Source organism: Mesorhizobium sp. WSM2240, from assembly GCF_040438645.1.
Lineage (GTDB): Bacteria > Pseudomonadota > Alphaproteobacteria > Rhizobiales > Rhizobiaceae > Allomesorhizobium.
The window spans coordinates 4,816,971-4,832,967 of the sequence record NZ_CP159253.1; the positions used below are offsets into that span (position 1 = coordinate 4,816,971).

General features: G+C 62.6%; 14 protein-coding genes. 5 read left to right on the plus strand and 9 right to left on the minus strand.

Translation table 11 applies throughout. From position 1 onward, the window contains the following. Nucleotides 1–12: 12 nt before the first annotated feature. Both ABVK50_RS23925 and ABVK50_RS23930 read left to right on the plus strand, forming a co-directional pair. Nucleotides 13–1,011 (plus strand): ABC transporter permease, encoded by a 999-nt coding sequence (locus ABVK50_RS23925; protein ID WP_353644213.1) that lies wholly within the window; start codon nucleotides 13–15, stop codon nucleotides 1,009–1,011. A 40-nt stretch (nucleotides 1,012–1,051) separates the two neighbouring features. Continuing rightward, the gene (locus ABVK50_RS23930; protein ID WP_353645834.1) at nucleotides 1,052–1,813 is read left to right on the plus strand and encodes a FadR/GntR family transcriptional regulator; all 762 of its coding nucleotides are present in this window, start codon (nucleotides 1,052–1,054) and stop codon (nucleotides 1,811–1,813) included. Nucleotides 1,814–1,849: 36 nt separating this feature from the next. Here ABVK50_RS23930 and ABVK50_RS23935 read toward each other — a convergent pair whose 3' ends face one another. The 6 genes from ABVK50_RS23935 to chvE form a co-directional block, all read right to left on the minus strand. Next, nucleotides 1,850–3,286 carry an aldehyde dehydrogenase family protein gene (locus tag ABVK50_RS23935; RefSeq protein ID WP_353644212.1) on the minus strand — a complete coding sequence of 479 codons (1,437 nt, stop codon included), beginning with the start codon at nucleotides 3,284–3,286 and terminating at the stop codon, nucleotides 1,850–1,852. 139 nt (nucleotides 3,287–3,425) lie between these two features. Beyond that, entirely contained in the window at nucleotides 3,426–4,202 is a 777-nt protein-coding gene (locus ABVK50_RS23940; protein WP_353644211.1) for an SDR family oxidoreductase, read from the minus strand. 10 nt (nucleotides 4,203–4,212) lie between these two features. After that, entirely contained in the window at nucleotides 4,213–5,199 is a 987-nt protein-coding gene (araD1, locus tag ABVK50_RS23945; protein WP_353644210.1) for an AraD1 family protein, read from the minus strand. Between the two features lie 185 nt (nucleotides 5,200–5,384). Further along, entirely contained in the window at nucleotides 5,385–6,599 is a 1,215-nt protein-coding gene (gene mmsB, locus ABVK50_RS23950) for a multiple monosaccharide ABC transporter permease (protein ID WP_353644209.1), read from the minus strand. Then, nucleotides 6,596–8,128, minus strand: a complete 1,533-nt coding sequence (gene mmsA / locus ABVK50_RS23955) for a multiple monosaccharide ABC transporter ATP-binding protein (RefSeq protein WP_353644208.1) — start codon at nucleotides 8,126–8,128, stop codon at nucleotides 6,596–6,598. Before mmsA ends, mmsB begins: the two co-directional genes overlap by 4 nt. A gap of 224 nt (nucleotides 8,129–8,352) precedes the next feature. After that, nucleotides 8,353–9,369: a multiple monosaccharide ABC transporter substrate-binding protein gene (chvE, locus tag ABVK50_RS23960; protein ID WP_353645833.1), complete on the minus strand. Its 1,017-nt coding sequence runs from the start codon at nucleotides 9,367–9,369 to the stop codon at nucleotides 8,353–8,355. Nucleotides 9,370–9,681: 312 nt separating this feature from the next. On the opposite strand from chvE, the gene ABVK50_RS23965 reads away from it, so the two are divergent. Then, nucleotides 9,682–10,671, plus strand: a complete 990-nt coding sequence (locus tag ABVK50_RS23965) for a LysR family transcriptional regulator (protein WP_353644207.1) — start codon at nucleotides 9,682–9,684, stop codon at nucleotides 10,669–10,671. 132 nt (nucleotides 10,672–10,803) lie between these two features. After that, complete coding sequence (locus ABVK50_RS23970) at nucleotides 10,804–12,111, plus strand: adenylate/guanylate cyclase domain-containing protein (RefSeq protein ID WP_353644206.1); 1,308 nt, start codon at nucleotides 10,804–10,806, stop codon at nucleotides 12,109–12,111. Between the two features lie 6 nt (nucleotides 12,112–12,117). On the opposite strand, the gene lepB is transcribed toward ABVK50_RS23970, so the two are convergent. The 3 genes from lepB to htpX all read right to left on the minus strand — a co-directional run bounded on the left by lepB (nucleotide 12,118) and on the right by htpX (nucleotide 15,619). Further along, nucleotides 12,118–12,798, minus strand: coding sequence for a signal peptidase I (gene lepB / locus ABVK50_RS23975; protein ID WP_353645832.1), 681 nt, complete (start codon nucleotides 12,796–12,798; stop codon nucleotides 12,118–12,120). A 455-nt stretch (nucleotides 12,799–13,253) separates the two neighbouring features. After that, complete coding sequence (locus ABVK50_RS23980) at nucleotides 13,254–14,624, minus strand: RsmB/NOP family class I SAM-dependent RNA methyltransferase (protein ID WP_353645831.1); 1,371 nt, start codon at nucleotides 14,622–14,624, stop codon at nucleotides 13,254–13,256. A 14-nt stretch (nucleotides 14,625–14,638) separates the two neighbouring features. Next, complete coding sequence (gene htpX, locus ABVK50_RS23985) at nucleotides 14,639–15,619, minus strand: zinc metalloprotease HtpX (protein ID WP_353644205.1); 981 nt, start codon at nucleotides 15,617–15,619, stop codon at nucleotides 14,639–14,641. Between the two features lie 112 nt (nucleotides 15,620–15,731). Here htpX and ABVK50_RS23990 point away from each other — a divergent pair, with 112 nt between their 5' ends. Then, the gene (locus tag ABVK50_RS23990; RefSeq protein WP_353645830.1) at nucleotides 15,732–15,962 is read left to right on the plus strand and encodes a DUF1674 domain-containing protein; all 231 of its coding nucleotides are present in this window, start codon (nucleotides 15,732–15,734) and stop codon (nucleotides 15,960–15,962) included. The last annotated feature ends 35 nt before the right edge of the window (nucleotides 15,963–15,997 follow it).

Sequence of the window (15,997 nt, forward strand, 5' to 3'; positions counted from 1 at the left end):
TGGGGCGGACACATGGTTTCAAGCATCGACGACGCAATAGCCCGGCAGACCCACACGCCGATCTCCTGGATGCTTTCGAAGCAGGCCTTCTGGGTCTTCCTCGCGGCGCTGATCGCCTGCGTGACGCTGACATTCGTCACCGACACTTTCGCCACGCCGCAGAACCTCTTCAACGTCACACGCAATTTCGCCTTTGTCGCCATCATCGCGCTCGGCATGACGGTCGTCATCATATCGGGCGGTATCGACCTGTCGGTCGGCTCGATCCTGTGCCTGTCGGCGATGGTTCTGGCCATTGTCATGAATGCCGGCTACCCGCTTTGGGCCGGAGCAGGCGCGGCGCTGGCAGTTTCGCTGGCGATCGGCGCAATCAACGGCATGCTGATCGCCTATCTCCGTATCCCGCCCTTCGTGGTCACACTCGGCATGCTGTCGGTGGCGCGCAGCGCCGCCATGGTGCTTTCCAACAACAAGATGATTTATCAGTTCGGGCCGGACGAGAAGCAACTCTTCTGGCTCGGCGGCGGTTCGACTTTCGGCATCGCCAATCCGGTCATCGCGCTCGTAATACTGGCGGTTATCACCGCGCTTCTGTTGAAATGGACACGCTGGGGCTGCCACGTCTTCGCCATCGGCAGCAACGAGAAAGCGGCGGTGCTGACCGGCATCGCGGTCCGGCGGCTGAAGGTCAGCGTCTATATGTTCTCGGCGCTGTTTGCGGGCATTGCAGGCGTGCTGGAGGCCGGCTGGCTCGGCGGCGTCACCACCAATCTCGGCCAGTCCATGGAACTGAGCGTGATCGCCGCGGCGGTTATCGGCGGCGCCAATCTGATGGGCGGCGCGGGCACCGTGTTCGGATCGGTGGTCGGCGCAGCGCTCATCGAGATCATTCGCAACAGCTTGACCCTTTTGGGAATCAGTACCTTCTGGCAAGGAACCTTTGTCGGCACGTTCATTGTGCTTGCCGTTGCGTTCGATCGCATCCGGGCACGCCGCGAAGCCGACAATTGAGGATCGGGCAGGGGAAGTTTCAATGCGTACCGGAAAATCGATGAAGGCCGAAGCGGTGGAGGCGGAAGCGCTCCTGCCTGCACCGAAGGCCGGCGGCGGGCGAGCCAACAGCTCGCGGATCGTCGGCACCAGCGTGCATGCGTCAGTGGCCAACGAGATCGGCATGCGTATCGTGCGCGGCGATTATCCGCCCGGCGCCATCCTGCCCAACGAGGCGAAATGGGCCCAAACCTTCGAGGTCAGCCGTTCGGCGGTGCGCGAGGCGATAAAGATGCTGATGGCCAAGAGTCTGCTCAGTTCGCGGCCCAAGGTGGGCAGCTGGGTGGAGCCGCGCGAGCGCTGGAATCTGCTCGATCGCGATGTGCTGACCTGGTACGCGACCTCGCCCAACCGTGAGAGCTTCCTGAAATCGGTCCAGGAATTCCGCCACATCATCGAGCCGGAAGCCACCGCACTCGCGGCCTTGCGGCGTACCGACGAGCAGATGGCCGAAATCAGCGCCGCCTGCCGCGAGATGGGCGAGGCGACATCGCTGCCGCAGCGCACGCAGGCCGACACACGCTTTCACCTCGCCATTCTGCGGGCTTCCGGCAACGAACTGCTGGTGCCGCTCGGCGCGCTCATCGAATCGGCGCTCGCGCATCTGTTCGTCTTCGTCACACGTGAAGCCGACGATCTGCGCCATGCGCAGGGGCTGCATGAGAGCATCGAGAAGGCGATCCGGCTGCGTCGTCCCGAAGCCGCCCGCAATGCGGTGCGCAAGCTCCTGGCCAACACCGACGAGGTTATTGCGCGGGTATGAGAACGGCGGCGCGGCCGGGCCGCACCGCCTCCCCTATCAAGCGGCCGTATAGGCCGTCTTTACGCTCGTATAGAATTCGGCGGCGTAGCGACCTTGTTCCTTCGGGCCGTAGCTCGAACCTTTGGATCCGCCGAACGGCACGTGGAAGTCGACGCCGGCCGTCGGCACGTTGACCATCACCATGCCTGCCTGAGCGTTGCGCTTGTAATGCGTCGCGTGCTTCAAGCTGGTGGTGACGATGCCCGAGGAAAGGCCGAAAGGCGTGTCGTTGGCGGTGTGCAGCGCCTCCTCGTAGTCTTTGACCCGGATCACCGAAGCCACCGGTCCGAATATCTCCTCACGAGAAATCCGCATCTGGTTCGTCGCTTCGGTGAACAGCGCCGGCTGCAAATAGAAGCCCGGCGTCTCGCGGTCGAGCCGCTCGCCGCCAAAAGCGAGCTTGGCGCCCTCTTCGCGACCGATCGCGATATACTTCTCGTCCTGGCCCATCTGGCTTTCGTCGATCACAGGGCCGATGTGCGTGCCCGCCTTCAGCGCATTGTCGACGACGAGGCCCTTCAGCCGCGCCGTCACCGCTTCAACGAAGCGGTCGTGGATGCCTTCGGTCACGATCAGCCGCGACGACGCAGTGCAGCGCTGCCCGGTCGAGAAGTAGGCTCCGTTGACAGCGCAATCCACCGCTATGTCGAGATTGGCGTCATCAAGCACCACCAACGGATTCTTGCCGCCCATTTCGAGCTGGAACTTGCGCATATGCTCGACGCTCGCCGCTGCGACCCGCTTGCCAGTCGCAACCGAGCCGGTGAAGGTGACCGCATCGATATCGGGGCTGTCGAGCAGCGCCTGTCCGACCACCGAGCCCTTGCCCATGACTAGGTTCATAACGCCCTTCGGCAAGCCGGCGCGATGCAGAATGTCGACGATCGCCCAGGAGCAGCCGGGCACCAGGTCGGCCGGCTTGAACACGATGGTATTGCCGTAGCAGAGCGCTGGCGCGATCTTCCAGGCAGGAATGGCAATCGGAAAATTCCACGGCGTGATGATGCCGACCACGCCGACGGCCTCGCGCGTGACCTCGACGCTGACGCCCGGCCTGACACTCGGCAGAATTTCCCCGGCCAGCCTCAGCGCCTCGCCGGCGAAGAAATCGAAGATCTGCGCGGCGCGTACGGTCTCGCCGATGCCCTCGGCCAGCGTCTTGCCTTCCTCGCGCGACAAAAGCCGCCCCAACTCTTCCTTGCGCGCCGTGATCTCGTCCGCGGTCTTGCGCAGTACGGCGTGCCGCTCCAGAAGGCCCGAGCGCGACCAGGCCGGAAAGGCGGCCCTGGCCGCCGCTATCGCCGCCTGTGCGTCATCTTTGCTGGCGCGCGCATATTCGCCAACCACATCGTTGGTGTCGGACGGGTTGATGTTGGGGATGGCCTCGCCGTCGACCCATTCGCCTCCGATCAGGTTTCTGAACAATTCGCTCATATCGATTTCCTTGCTTGCTGATGGCCGCGCGTGGACCGGACTGTCAGCCGATCCGTCGATGCAGGCTGGTACCGAGTTTCGCGCGGCAAGTCACCCCACATGCGTGACGCGGGATCGGAAGACTGGGTTGATTACACTCTTAAACCCAGCCGCCGTCGACGATGAAATTCTGGGCGGAGCACATTTTGGCATCGTCCGAACCCAGGAACAGCGCCATGCGCGCAATGTCCTCGGGCAGCACCCGGCCGGCCAGGCACTGGCTTTTGTCGATCAGTTCGTTGGCCGCGTCGTCGACCCAAAGATCGAGCTGGCGCTTTGTCATCACCCAGCCGGGAACCAGCGTATTGACGCGTATGCCATGCCGGCCGAGGTCGCGGGCAAACGATCGCGTCATGCCGTGAACCGCAGCCTTGGACGCGGCATAGACCGGATAGCCGCCGGTCGCCATCATCCAGCCGATCGAGCCGAAATTGACGATCGACCCGCCGCCCGCCGCAATCATGCCCGGCGCGACGGCCTGGATTGCGAAGAACATGTGCTTCAGATTGACGGCGATGCGGCTGTCGAAATAGGCGGGCGTGACCTCGTCCCATTTGTGCCTTGTGTCGTTGGCGGCGTTGTTGAGCAGCACCCGCGTCGGACCCTGGACAGCCTCTATCTCGCGCAGCGCTTCCCTGTAGGCGTCGGTGTCGGTGATGTCGCAGCGCCGGAACGTTGCCGAACCGCCGCCGGAATTCAGCTCGGCGGCGAGCGCCTCGCCTTCAGTCTCGGCGAGATCGACGAAGCCGACCTTGGCGCCCTCGGCTGCGTAGGCGCGCACGATCGCCTCGCCTATGCCGCTTGCGCCGCCGGAGACGATGACCGGGACGCCGGAGAGGCCGGGGTAACGGGCGAAATTGACAGCTTGCATGCTCATATCAGATCCCTCACAGCGCCCGCACCCGGACGGAAACCGGCCGGTCCACCGCCAGCGGGTTGCGCAGCGGCAGGCCGAATTCCGGCGCTTCGATTTCGAACACGTCGCCCGGCTCCGTTTTGACGCCATCTGCGAAAGACAGCGTCGCCGTGCCGAACATGTGCACATGGATGTCGCCCGGCTGGCGGAAAGCCGGGTACTTGAAGTGGTGGTGCTCCAGATTGGCGATCGAATGCGACATGTTGCTCTCACCCGACAGGAACGGCTTTTCCCAAAAAATACTGCCGTTGCGGATTATACGCGACGAGCCGCGTGTGTCGGCCGGAAGTTCGCCGACCAGGATCTCCGGTCCGAACGACGCGTTGCGGAGCTTGGAATGGGCAAGGTAGAGATAGTTCACCCGCTCCGTGACATGATCAGAGAATTCGTTCGACAGGGCAAAGCCGACACGGAACGGCGTGCCATCGTCGCCGATGACATATATGCCGGCGATCTCAGGCTCCTCGCCGGCGTCGCTGGCGAAATGCGGCGAGATCAGCGGCGCGCCGGGCGCGACCGCCATGGTGCCGTTGCCCTTGTAGAACCATTCCGGCTGCACGCCGATCTGGCCGCTGGCCGGCTTGCCGCTTTCGATGCCCATGCGGAACATCTTCATCGAATCGGTCAGCGTCTCCTCGCCGTTCAGCTTCTGGTGCATGGCGTCGCGCGCCGCCGCCGAGCCGAGATGGGTTAGTCCGGTGCCGGTGAGATGCAGATGCGCCGGGTCGGCATGACTGATCGGAGAACGCAGCAAACCCTTCCGGTAGGCGGCTTCGAGGTCGATCGTCTCGCCCAGCCCCCGCGCCTCGATCAGCGCCGCCAGGCTCGAGCCGGAGCGCGCCGCTTCCAGAGCCAGCGAATAGACACTCTTGGCGCTTCGCACGATCCGCGCCGGCCCGCCATTGCGAACGGCGACCTTTATAATCCCAGCTTCGTCCATCACTTCGGAAATCAGCATCTCAGCCTCCTTGCAATCCGCCATAGGCCAATAGCTGGCCCAAAATTCCGCAGCCATTCCCGTCCGGACGTCGTTCCGCCCGGCGCGTGAAAAACATAGTCCCGATGTCGATCACGATCGTTCCGCTGGAACTTCGGCGAGCTTCAGCGCGCCGTCGATGATCTTATTCCGCTTGTTCCCGGTCTTCAGGCCTTGTTCTTGTTGTAGACGTCGAAGACCACCGCGCCGAGCAGCACCAGACCCTTGATGACCTGCTGCCAGTCGATGTTGACGCCCATGATCGACATGCCGTTGTTCATAACGCCCATGATGAAGGCGCCGATGACAGCGCCCGCGACCTGGCCAACGCCGCCCATGGCCGACGCGCCGCCGATGAACACCGCCGCGATCACGTCGAGTTCGAAGCCGAGCCCGGCCTTGGGCGTCGCCGTATTCAGCCGCGCCGCAAAGATGAGGCCGGCGAGCGCCGACAACACGCCCATGATGATGAAGATGTAGAAGGTGAGCCGCTCCGTCTTGATGCCGGAGAGAGCGGCCGCCTTTACGTTGCCGCCCATCGCGTAGACGCGCCGCCCGAACGTCATGCGCTTGGTGATGAAGACGAACAGCGCGATCAGCACGCCCATGACGATGAGAACGTTGGGCAGGCCGCGATAGGAGGCCATCATGTAGATCAGGAAGAGCACGATCGCCGAAATTATCGCGTTCTTGACGACGAACAGCACGAACGGCTCGGCTTCGTAGCCGTGGCTTTCACGGTTCCTGCGGCTCTTCAGGGCGAAATAGAGCATGGCGGCGACGATCGCCACGCCGATAAGCAGCGTGGTCGCGTGGAGCTTGACGCCGAAAAGCGTGATCGGGCCGATCACGTCGGGGATGAAGCCGGCGGAGAGAAGCTGGAACTCCGGCGGGAACGGCCCGACCGACATGCCGCCCAGGAGCGCCAGCGACAGGCCCTTGAAGATCAGCATGCCCGCCAGGGTGACGATGAAGGCGGGAATCTTCATGTAAGCGATCCAGTAGCCTTGACTGGCCCCTATCAGGCCGCCGACGCAAAGGCAGATCAGCGTCGCAAGGATGGGATCGAGCTTGTACTGCACCATCAGAACCGCAGCGACTGCGCCGACGAAACCGGAAACCGACCCGACAGAGAGATCGATATGCCCGGCCACGATGACCAGGAGCATGCCGAGCGCCATGATGATGATGTAGCTGTTCTGCAGCACGAGATTGGTCAAGTTGACCGGCTTAAACAGCGTGCCGTTGGTGGTGAACTGGAAGAACACCATGATAGCGATGAGCGCCAGAACCAGGCCGTAATCGCGCAGATTGTCCTTGAGCGCCATCTGCGCCGAAGCCTTGGCGTTGCGTTCGGCATTGGTGAGCGTTTCGATGCTCATGACGCTTTTCCTTCCCCGCGCACGATGGCGCGCATTATCTTCTCCTGGGATGCATCGCTGCCAGCCATTTCACCGACGATGCGACCCTCGTTCATGACATAGATGCGGTCGCAGATGCCGAGCAGTTCCGGCATCTCGGAGGAGATGACGAGAATGGCTTTGCCTTCATCCGCGAGCTTGTTGATGATGGTGTAGACCTCGTACTTGGCGCCGACATCGATGCCGCGCGTCGGCTCGTCCAGGATGAGGACTTCCGGATCCGAGAAAAGCCACTTCGACAGCACCACCTTCTGCTGGTTGCCGCCGGAAAGGTTGCCGGTAGTCTGATAGACGCTCGACGAGCGGATGTTGGTCCGTTTGCGATAGTCATTGGCGACGTTCAACTCGCGCATGTCGTCGATGACGCCGTTGTTGGCCACGCCCTTCAGATTGGCGATCGTGATGTTATGCTTGATGTGGTCGATCAGGTTGAGGCCGAAGGTCTTGCGGTCCTCCGTCGCGTAGGCCAGGCCATGGGCAACCGCCTTGCCGACGGTCGAGGCGTCGATCTTCTGGCCGCGCAGATAGACGTCGCCGCTGATACGCTGGCCATAGCTCTTGCCGAATACGCTCATGGCGAATTCCGTTCTGCCGGCGCCCATCAGGCCGGCGATGCCGACCACTTCGCCCTTGCGCAGGCTGATGTCGACACCCTTGATGACCTGCCGGTCGGCATGCAGCGGGTGGTAGACGACCCAGTTCTTCACCTCGAAGATCGTCTCGCCTATGTTCGGTGTGCGCGCCGGATAGCGGTCTTCCAGCGTGCGCCCCACCATAGACGTGATGATGCGATCCTCGTTTATGTCGCCGCGGTCGAGCGTCTCGATCGTGCGGCCGTCACGCAGGATGGTGATGCGGTCAGCTACTTTGCCCACTTCATTGAGCTTATGGGAAATGAGGATGGAGGCGATGCCCTGCTTCTTGAATTCAACGAGCAGGTTGAGAAGCGCGTCGCTGTCTTTTTCGCTCAAGGACGCGGTCGGCTCGTCGAGGATGAGCAACTTCACTTCCTTCGACAGCGCCTTGGCGATCTCGACGAGCTGCTGCTTACCGACGCCGATATTGGTGATCAGCGTGTCGGGGTCTTCCTTGAGGCCGACCTTGGCGAGCAACCCGGCCGCGCCGCGGCGCACCGCGTTCCAGTCAATGACGCCGTAAGAGGCCTGCTCGTTGCCGAGATAGATATTCTCGGCGATCGACAGCAGCGGAACCAGCGCCAGTTCCTGATGGATGATGACGATGCCCTGCCGCTCGCTGTCGTGAATGCCCTTGAAGTGGCATTCCTGACCTTCGTAGTGGATTTCGCCGGTATAGCTGCCTTGCGGATAAACCCCGGATAGCACCTTCATCAGCGTCGATTTTCCGGCGCCGTTCTCGCCGACGATGGCGTGTATTTCGCCGGCGCGCACATTCAGGTTGACATCCTGCAGCGCCTTGACGCCGGGAAAGGTCTTGGTGATGCCGCGCATCTCCAGAATGGTTTTTTCCATCACCGCTCTTTTATCGCTTGGACCGTTCGCCCGTTGAACAGGGGCGAGGATAGCCCAATCACCCAATTCGGCCATCGCTGGCTCGGAGGTTGCAGCAGGTCCTCTCCATATTTGACGGGAGAAGAAGCCAGGCAGGCGGACGGGCGCGGTCAAGTACCGATGCCGCCCCGTCCAGCCTCTTTTTGGGCCGCCTTCGCCCGTGAAAGGGAGAAGGCGGGACTGCCTTACTGCAGATCTTCGGCTTTGATGTAGCCGGAGCCGACCACGATTTCCTCGTAGTTCGACTTGTCGACCGAGACCGGAACCAGGAGATAGGACGGAACCACCTTGACGCCGTTCTCATAGGTTTTGGTGTCGTTGATTTCCGGTTCCTTGCCCGAAAGCACGGCGTCCACGAGGTTCGCCGTCACCTTGGCCAGTTCGCGCGTGTCCTTGAACACGGTCGAATACTGCTCGCCGGCGATGATGCCCTTGACGGACGGGGTCTCGGCATCCTGACCGGTGACGATCGGCCAAGGCTGGTCGGCCGTGCCGTAGCCGACGCCGCGCAGCGACGAGATGATGCCGCGGGAGAGGCCGTCATAGGGCGCCAGAACACCATCGACGCGGCTGCCGTCGGAATAGTTGGCCGACAGGATGTTGTCCATGCGGGCCTGCGCGACCGCGCCGTCCCAGCGCAGCGTGCCGACTTTTTCCATACCCATCTGGCCCGACTTGACGACGAGGTCGCCCTTGTCGATCAGCGGCTGCAGGACGGACATTGCGCCGTCGTAGAAGAAGAAGGCGTTGTTGTCGTCCGGCGAACCGCCGAAAAGCTCGATGTTGAACGGACCCTTATTCTCGGGATAGCCGAGGCCCTTGAGCAGCGACTCGGCCTGCAGCACGCCGACCTTGAAGTTGTCGAAGGTGGTGTAATAGTCGACATTGCCGCTGTCGCGGATCAGGCGGTCATAGGCGATGACCTTGACGCCCTTGTCGGCGGCCTGCTGCAGGACTGCCGAAAGCGTCGTGCCGTCGATCGAGGCAATGACCAGGGCCTTGACGTCCTTGGTCACCATATTCTCGATCTGCGCGAGCTGGTTCGGGATGTCGTCCTCGGCGTATTGCAGGTCGGTCCCGTAGCCCTTTTCCTTCAGCGCGGCGACGAGCGCATCGCCGTCGCTGATCCAGCGCAGCGACGATTTCGTCGGCATTGCGATGCCGACGGTGCCCTTGTCCTGGGCCTGTACGGTGAACGTCATGGCGGCAAGCGCCAGCGCGCCGACCAACGTCTTGATAATTTTCACTGTGATCTCCCTTATGATGATGGCGGCCGGCTATTCCGGCGGCACGCAAGTCTCCCGGTCGCGCAAGGCGGTCCGGCTCATATGATAATTTGGCAGTCCTCCCATTGTCGTCCGCGGGCCGATGCACCTCCCTCGATGCACGGCGGGACGCCGCCACCGGGCGTGCCCGTGACCTCACCACGTTGGATTCGATTGGTATAACTGTCAAATGCGTTGTATGCGCAATGACATGCTGCTTTTGATATACCAGCCGGAGGAGAGGCGGAAATGGCGAACGATGCGACCGGGTCGCTCATGGCCGTGCGGAATGCTGCCCTGTCCGAAGAGGGCGACAGGCTGCTGCGAAGCGGCCTCAAGCTCCAGCATATGCGCATGATCGTGGCGCTCGACGAGCATGGCCAGATCAGCGCCGCAGCCCATGTGCTCAACATCTCGCAGCCCGCCGCCTCGCGTATGATCGCGGAGATGGAGGACATACTCGCCGTGCCGCTCTGCGAAAGACTGCCGCGTGGCGTCCGGCTTACCCCCTACGGTAACGCATTAGCGCGGCGGGCTCGCGCGGTGCTGCTTGAAATGCGCGAGGTCGACCGAGAAATCTCCGACCTGAAATCCGGCAAGGGCGGTTCGGTGTTCCTCGGCGCGGTCACCGCGCCCGCGATCGAGCTTGCGGTGCCGGCGATCCGTAAGGTCCGCGCGCTCTACCCCCGTATCGAGATCAATGTGCAGATCGAGACCAGCAATATATTGGCGCGCGAACTGCTCGCCTCGCGCCATGATTTCATCATCTCGCGCATTCCCGACGATTTGAACCCGCGCCTGTTCGAAAGCCGCGTCATCGGCATCGAGAAGGCGTGCCTGATGGTGCGGCGCGGCCATCCGCTGGCGGGAGCGGCAAGCGTGCGCCTCGAGCAGATGACCAAGTACGAATGGGTGTTCCAGCCGAGCGGCTCGCTGCTTCGCCGGACCATCGAAAGCATCTTTATGGCCCACAATGTCGCATTGCCCGATCGCGTGCTGAACACGAGCTCGGTGCTGCTCACCCTCATTATGATCGCGCAATCCGACGCCATCGCGCCGATAGCGCTTGAAGTGGCGAAATTCATCAAGAGCGACGAAGGCTTGAGCGGCGCCATCGAGATCCTGCCCGTCCCCTTCGAGATCAACGTCCAGCCCTACAGCATGATCCGAACGCGCAACCGGGCGCTCTCTGCTACGGCGCAATTGCTGTATGATTATATTTTGCGCGAGATTCGCTGACCCGTTTAGCGGGTGGCCTCGCGTTCAGCGCCGGAATCCCGCATGCAAATCCAGCCGCCTCCCGAGTTTTTCGTGGCCACGACCGCGCCTCTGAATCTGGAACAGAGACGCCGCCTGAGGCTGGGGTCGCTCATGGCAAAAGCCGAGCGCGAAGGTGCCCGCCTGCAATTCTGGGCGCGCACAGCGGCACTGCTGGCGGTGGAGCTGTTCTTCGCCGTGTTCGCAAAATGGGATCCGGCGTCCGGCTTCATGTTCTCGGCCGTCTTCGTCTTCTTCCTGATCGGGCTCGTCCACTACCGACTCGTGAAGAAAGGCTACAGCCCGGTGTGGGTGGGCGCGGTCTTCGGCACGCTCGACATGATTCTGCTGACGCTTCTGTTGGTCGGACCGAATCCCTTTGCCGAGATTGTCATGCCGCCGGCCATGAGTCTGCGGGAGGCCGGTTTCCAATATCTGCTGATCTTCGTCTGTCTCGGCGCACTGACGCTTTCGCCGCGTCTGGCGGCTTGGCTCGGCCTGGCGGCGGCGATCTGCTGGACCGCGGCTGTCGTCTGGGTCATCACGCGTCCGGGCACGATAATTGCGCTTATACAGGCCGAGAACATGCGGTTCGAAGAGCATGTGAGGCTCTACTTCAATCCGAATTTCGTCGACGTGATCGATCAGCTCACGCATGTCGTGGTGATCCTGATTATCACCGGAATTCTCGCCACCGTCGTTTCGCGCTCGCGCAAGATGGCGGACGATTACACGACCGCCGAGCGCGCGCGTTCCAACCTCGCCCGCCATTTCTCGCCCAACGTGGTCGATGAACTGGCCTCGAACGACGAGCCGTTCGGCCCGGTTCGCCGTCAGGACGTCGCGGTACTGTTTGCCGACATCGTTGGCTTTACCGCCTATTCGGAGGACCACCCGGCCGAGCAGGTGTTCGAATTGCTGCGCACCTTCCACCGCCGCATGGAACAGGTGGTGTTCGACCATGGCGGCACCGTCGACAATTACATCGGCGACTGCATCATGGCGACTTTCGGCGTCCCGGCTTCGGCTAGGGACGATGCCACGCGTGCACTGCGCTGCGCCCGAGCCATGGCGGCGGCCGTGGAAGAGTGGAACGGCGAGCGCCGCGCCAGGGGCAGCGCGCCGGTCGATGTCCGCATCGGCTGCCAGTACGGCCCGGTGGTGCTCGGCGCTATCGGCAGCGAACGCAATCTCTCCTTCGCAGTGGTTGGCGACACCTGCAATGTGGCGAGCCGGCTGCAGACAATGTGCCGCGAACTCAATGCCGAGGTCTGCGTCGGCGCCGATCTCATCGAGGCGGTGAAGCGGGCGGGGGACGAAGACGCACTCGCCGGAATGGTCGAGCACGGCCCCATCCATGTCCGCGGCCGCGATCACGAGGTCGAGGTCTGGCTTTCACGGAAGCCGACAACGGCCAACTAGACCAAACTAGTCGCGAGTTGCGCCACCGGAGAGAGATTGCCGAGCCGAATAGTCAATCCCGTTGGAGTTCCAGAAAAGACGCACAGCCCTACCAACCAGGTTCTCATATGGAACCAACCCAATATTGAAGCGGCTGTCTAGGGAATTGTCCCGGTTATCGCCGAGCATGAAGTAATGGCCTGCTGGTACGGTGAAGAGCCGGGTGTCGTCGCCAAGAGACCTGTCCATGAGGTTTATGACCGCATATGAGACGCCATTTGGCAGGGTTTCCCGCTGCAATCTTGCGGAGTTTTCTCCAATTTCTACCGCTGTGTAGGGGCCGATCTCCTCAAGCAGAACAGGCACATCATCGATGCGGAGTACGCCGCCGATCATCTGAATTTTCTCGCCCGGAAGGCCGACGATCCTCTTGACGTAGTCGACGTTCAAATTCTGAGGGGATTTGAAAACGACAATATCGCCCCTCTCCGGCTCGTTGCCAAAGATGCGCCCTTGGATCGGCATTAGTCCGAAAGGCACGCTGTAGCGGCTATAGCCGTATGCGGTTTTGGAGACGAAGAAGTGATCGCCCTCCAGGAGCGTCGGTTGCATGCTGCCGGCCGGTAACGAAAAGGGCTGAAACAGGAATGATCGAATGACAAACGCCACTCCCCAGGACAGAACGCCGGCTAAAAGAAGAACGAACAGCCCATGGGAATACCATCTGTTCGGCTTCGACCGCGCCGCCAGTGGAACGACGAGAAGTGACGATAGAATACCAGCGCCAATATTAAATAGTCCCGCGGCGGATTGGATATCCAAGTCCAGACCGGGGAGTATCGGAAAGCCAAAATAGGACAGATACAGGCCTGCCAAGGTGATCGCTGCCAGGCTGATAACGGCCAGTAGGCCCCGCCCAATCCACAGAAATCCGCCAAATGGACCGGCAAAAAACGAGACATGCGCGGTTGTCCACCACGACCGTGACTTTGTTCCATCCGGCATTCGTCAAACCCCCGCGCATCAGGAACCAAGTTCTTTCACCGGCCCAACAAAAAAGCGAGGCCCAGCCTCGCTCTTTTCCCACAAGCCCTGGCCAGGAAATGCATGGTGGGGAGCCAGTGGTGAATCATCGGAACCCCTCGACTCCGATGTTCGATGCGTTAGCCAACGCGGCGCAGGCGCGCGGCGAAGAAGCCGTCCATGCCCGAAATGGCGGGGTCGCCGAGCGCCATGTCGGCGGGAGTGGTGCGGAGCGCGCCATCAGGAGTCAGATACTGGCCAAGAACGGGAAACTCGCTGGGCAGTATGGGATCGGCGGCGACGCCGGGCTGCGCTTCGAGGAATGCGGCGAGAAGCGCCTCGCCCTCCAGCGGATCGAGCGAGCAATTGGAGAACACGATGCGGCCGCCGGGCTTCACGAAGCCGATCGCCCGTTCGAGCATGCGGCGCTGCAGGTCCGCGAGCTTTTCGATGTCGGCCGGCGACTTTGTCCATAGCACATCCGGATGGTGGCGCACCGTGCCGGTCGAGGAGCACGGCGCGTCGAGCAGCACGGCGTCGAAAAGCCGTTCCGGCTTGAATTGCAGGATATCTGCCTGGATAGTCGTTGCGGCCAGACCGAGACGCTGGAGATTTGATTCGAGTCGGGCGAGGCGGTTCTTCGAGCTGTCGATGGCGGTGACATGCGCGCCCGCGGCCGCAAGTTGCGCGGTCTTGCCGCCGGGCGCGGCACAGAGGTCGGCGACGCGCAAGCCGGCGATATTGCCGAACAGACGGGCCGGCAGGCTCGCGGCGGCATCCTGAACCCACCATGCGCCCTCGGAAAAGCCGGGCAGTTCGGCGACCGGCGCTGCAAGCCGGGCAACACGAACCGAGCCGGTGGGCAGGACGACGCCGCCGAACTCGGCAGCCCAGCGTTCAGGATCGGATTTGACGGTGAAGTCGACCGGCGCCTCAACGCGGTGCGCGGCGAGGATTTTCTTCGTGGTGTCGGCACCATAGGCGGAAGCGAGCCGGCTGCGGAACCATTCAGGCGCGTCCTGCGTGTCGGCCAGCATGGCCGGCAGTTCCGAAGCCTTGCCGCGCGCTAGCGAGCGGAGCACGCCGTTGACCAGTCCGGAAAAGCGCGCGGTGCGCGGATCGGACTTGGCGTGGGTGACAGCGAGGTCGACCGCGGCGCTGTCGGGAATGTCGAGGAACAGGATTTGGGCGGCGGCCACATGTAACAGGTGCGAGAGCGCCGTGGCGTTGGCGGGCAGCGGCTTTTCCAGCCGGGCCGAGATGAGATTGTCGATGGTACGGCGAAAGCGCAGCGCCGTCACGAGGATCGCCCGCACCAGCGCCCGGTCGCGCATATCGAGCGCTCTGTATTGCGGATGGCCGTGTTCATGGTCAGTCAGCCCGTCGGCCGAAGTCTTCGCATCGACGACGGCTGCGAGCAGCTTGGCCGCCGCCTTACGCGCGGCGAGGCCCGGGACGTTCGGATCGCGGGCTGGTGCTGCTCTTTCGGGCGATCTGCGGCTGCGGTGCAGGCTTTTCTCAGCCGTCACGACCACGGGCCCTTCGGCCCGGTCGGGTTGCGGCCCCAGGGATTGGCCTTCGGAGCTTCAGCTTTCGGCTCGGCCGGGCGTTCCGCCGCTGGCGCGCCCCAAGGCTGCTGCTCGTGGCGAGTCTGAGGGCCGCCGCCCGCTTGCGACATAGCTTGGAGCGCGGCGATGCGATTCTCGGTGTTGGGGTGGGTCGAGAAGAGATTGTCCATGCGCTCGCCGGAAAGAGGATTGATGATGAAAAGATGTGCCGTGGCCGGGTTGCGTTCGGCATCCGGATTGTGGATGCGTTCGGCGTTGCGGGCGATCTTGTCAAGGGCGGATGCGAGCCAGAGCGGGTTGCCGCAGATCTCGGCGCCGCGGCGGTCGGCGGAATATTCGCGGGTACGGCTGATCGCCATCTGCACCAGAGCTGCAGCCAGGGGCGCGACGATCATGGCCACAAGTATGCCGACAATGCCGAGCGGGTTGTTGCTGTCGCGGTTGCCGCCGAAGAAGAAGGCGAAGTTGCCGAGCATGGAGATGGCGCCGGCAAGGGTCGCGGTGATCGTCATGGTCAGCGTGTCGCGGTTCTGCACGTGGGCCAGCTCGTGCGCCATGACGGCGGCGACTTCTTCATAGGAAAGGCACTGCAGCAGGCCGGTTGTGGCAGCCACGGCGGCATTTTGCGGGTTGCGGCCGGTGGCGAAGGCGTTGGGCTGCGGATTGTCGATCAGGTAGACCTTCGGCATAGGCAGCCCGGCGCTCGCGGCTAGGTCGCGCACGATACCGTAATATTCGGGCGCGTTGCGTTCGTCGACCTCGACGGCGTGATGCATCCTGAGCACCATCTTGTCGGCGTTCCAGTAGCTGAAGAGGTTCATGCCCGCGGCGATGAGGAAGGCGATCATCATGCCGCCGCCGCCGCCAATCAGGTAGCCGACGCCCATGAAGAGCGCGGTCATGAAGGCCAGAAGCATCGCGGTGCGTATCATGTTCATCGTCGACTCCATGATGGCCGGCTGCTCAGGGAAAAGGCTCGAACCGCAGCGTCGGTCCGACTATATGATGGTAAACCAACCGCCCAGTTTCAATCATCTTCCAGGAGCGTCGATGTCCGATAGCAATCCGAACAAGCCCGGCGACCCCCCCGTCCAGCAGGGCCTAACGGCTACAAAGCGCATCAGTTCGGCGGCGGAACGCGCGCTCAAGGAGGCGGAAGCTCGGCGCAAGGCTTACCGCGACCGCGAAGCGGCCCTGCCCAAGGAGATCGGCGGGCGTGGAGGCCATGAGCCGGGACGCTATGGCGATTGGGAAATAAAAGGCCTGACCAGCGATTTTTGAGGCTGCATCGACCCCCTGGCGGGCGCTTCTCCCGA

What these genes read in the sequence shown, in the direction of transcription:
- mmsA (WP_353644208.1), bottom strand. Translation starts at nt 8,128, where the DNA reads ATGGAAAAAACCATTCTGGAGATGCGCGGCATCACCAAGACCTTTCCC.
- ABVK50_RS23965 (WP_353644207.1), top strand. Translation starts at nt 9,682, where the DNA reads ATGGCGAACGATGCGACCGGGTCGCTCATGGCCGTGCGGAATGCTGCC.
- ABVK50_RS23935 (WP_353644212.1), bottom strand. Translation starts at nt 3,286, where the DNA reads ATGAGCGAATTGTTCAGAAACCTGATCGGAGGCGAATGGGTCGACGGC.
- ABVK50_RS23940 (WP_353644211.1), bottom strand. Translation starts at nt 4,202, where the DNA reads ATGAGCATGCAAGCTGTCAATTTCGCCCGTTACCCCGGCCTCTCCGGC.
- ABVK50_RS23930 (WP_353645834.1), top strand. Translation starts at nt 1,052, where the DNA reads ATGAAGGCCGAAGCGGTGGAGGCGGAAGCGCTCCTGCCTGCACCGAAG.
- ABVK50_RS23990 (WP_353645830.1), top strand. Translation starts at nt 15,732, where the DNA reads ATGTCCGATAGCAATCCGAACAAGCCCGGCGACCCCCCCGTCCAGCAG.
- araD1 (WP_353644210.1), bottom strand. Translation starts at nt 5,199, where the DNA reads ATGCTGATTTCCGAAGTGATGGACGAAGCTGGGATTATAAAGGTCGCC.
- ABVK50_RS23925 (WP_353644213.1), top strand. Translation starts at nt 13, where the DNA reads ATGGTTTCAAGCATCGACGACGCAATAGCCCGGCAGACCCACACGCCG.
- htpX (WP_353644205.1), bottom strand. Translation starts at nt 15,619, where the DNA reads ATGAACATGATACGCACCGCGATGCTTCTGGCCTTCATGACCGCGCTC.
- chvE (WP_353645833.1), bottom strand. Translation starts at nt 9,369, where the DNA reads ATGACGTTCACCGTACAGGCCCAGGACAAGGGCACCGTCGGCATCGCA.
- ABVK50_RS23970 (WP_353644206.1), top strand. Translation starts at nt 10,804, where the DNA reads ATGGCAAAAGCCGAGCGCGAAGGTGCCCGCCTGCAATTCTGGGCGCGC.
- mmsB (WP_353644209.1), bottom strand. Translation starts at nt 6,599, where the DNA reads ATGAGCATCGAAACGCTCACCAATGCCGAACGCAACGCCAAGGCTTCG.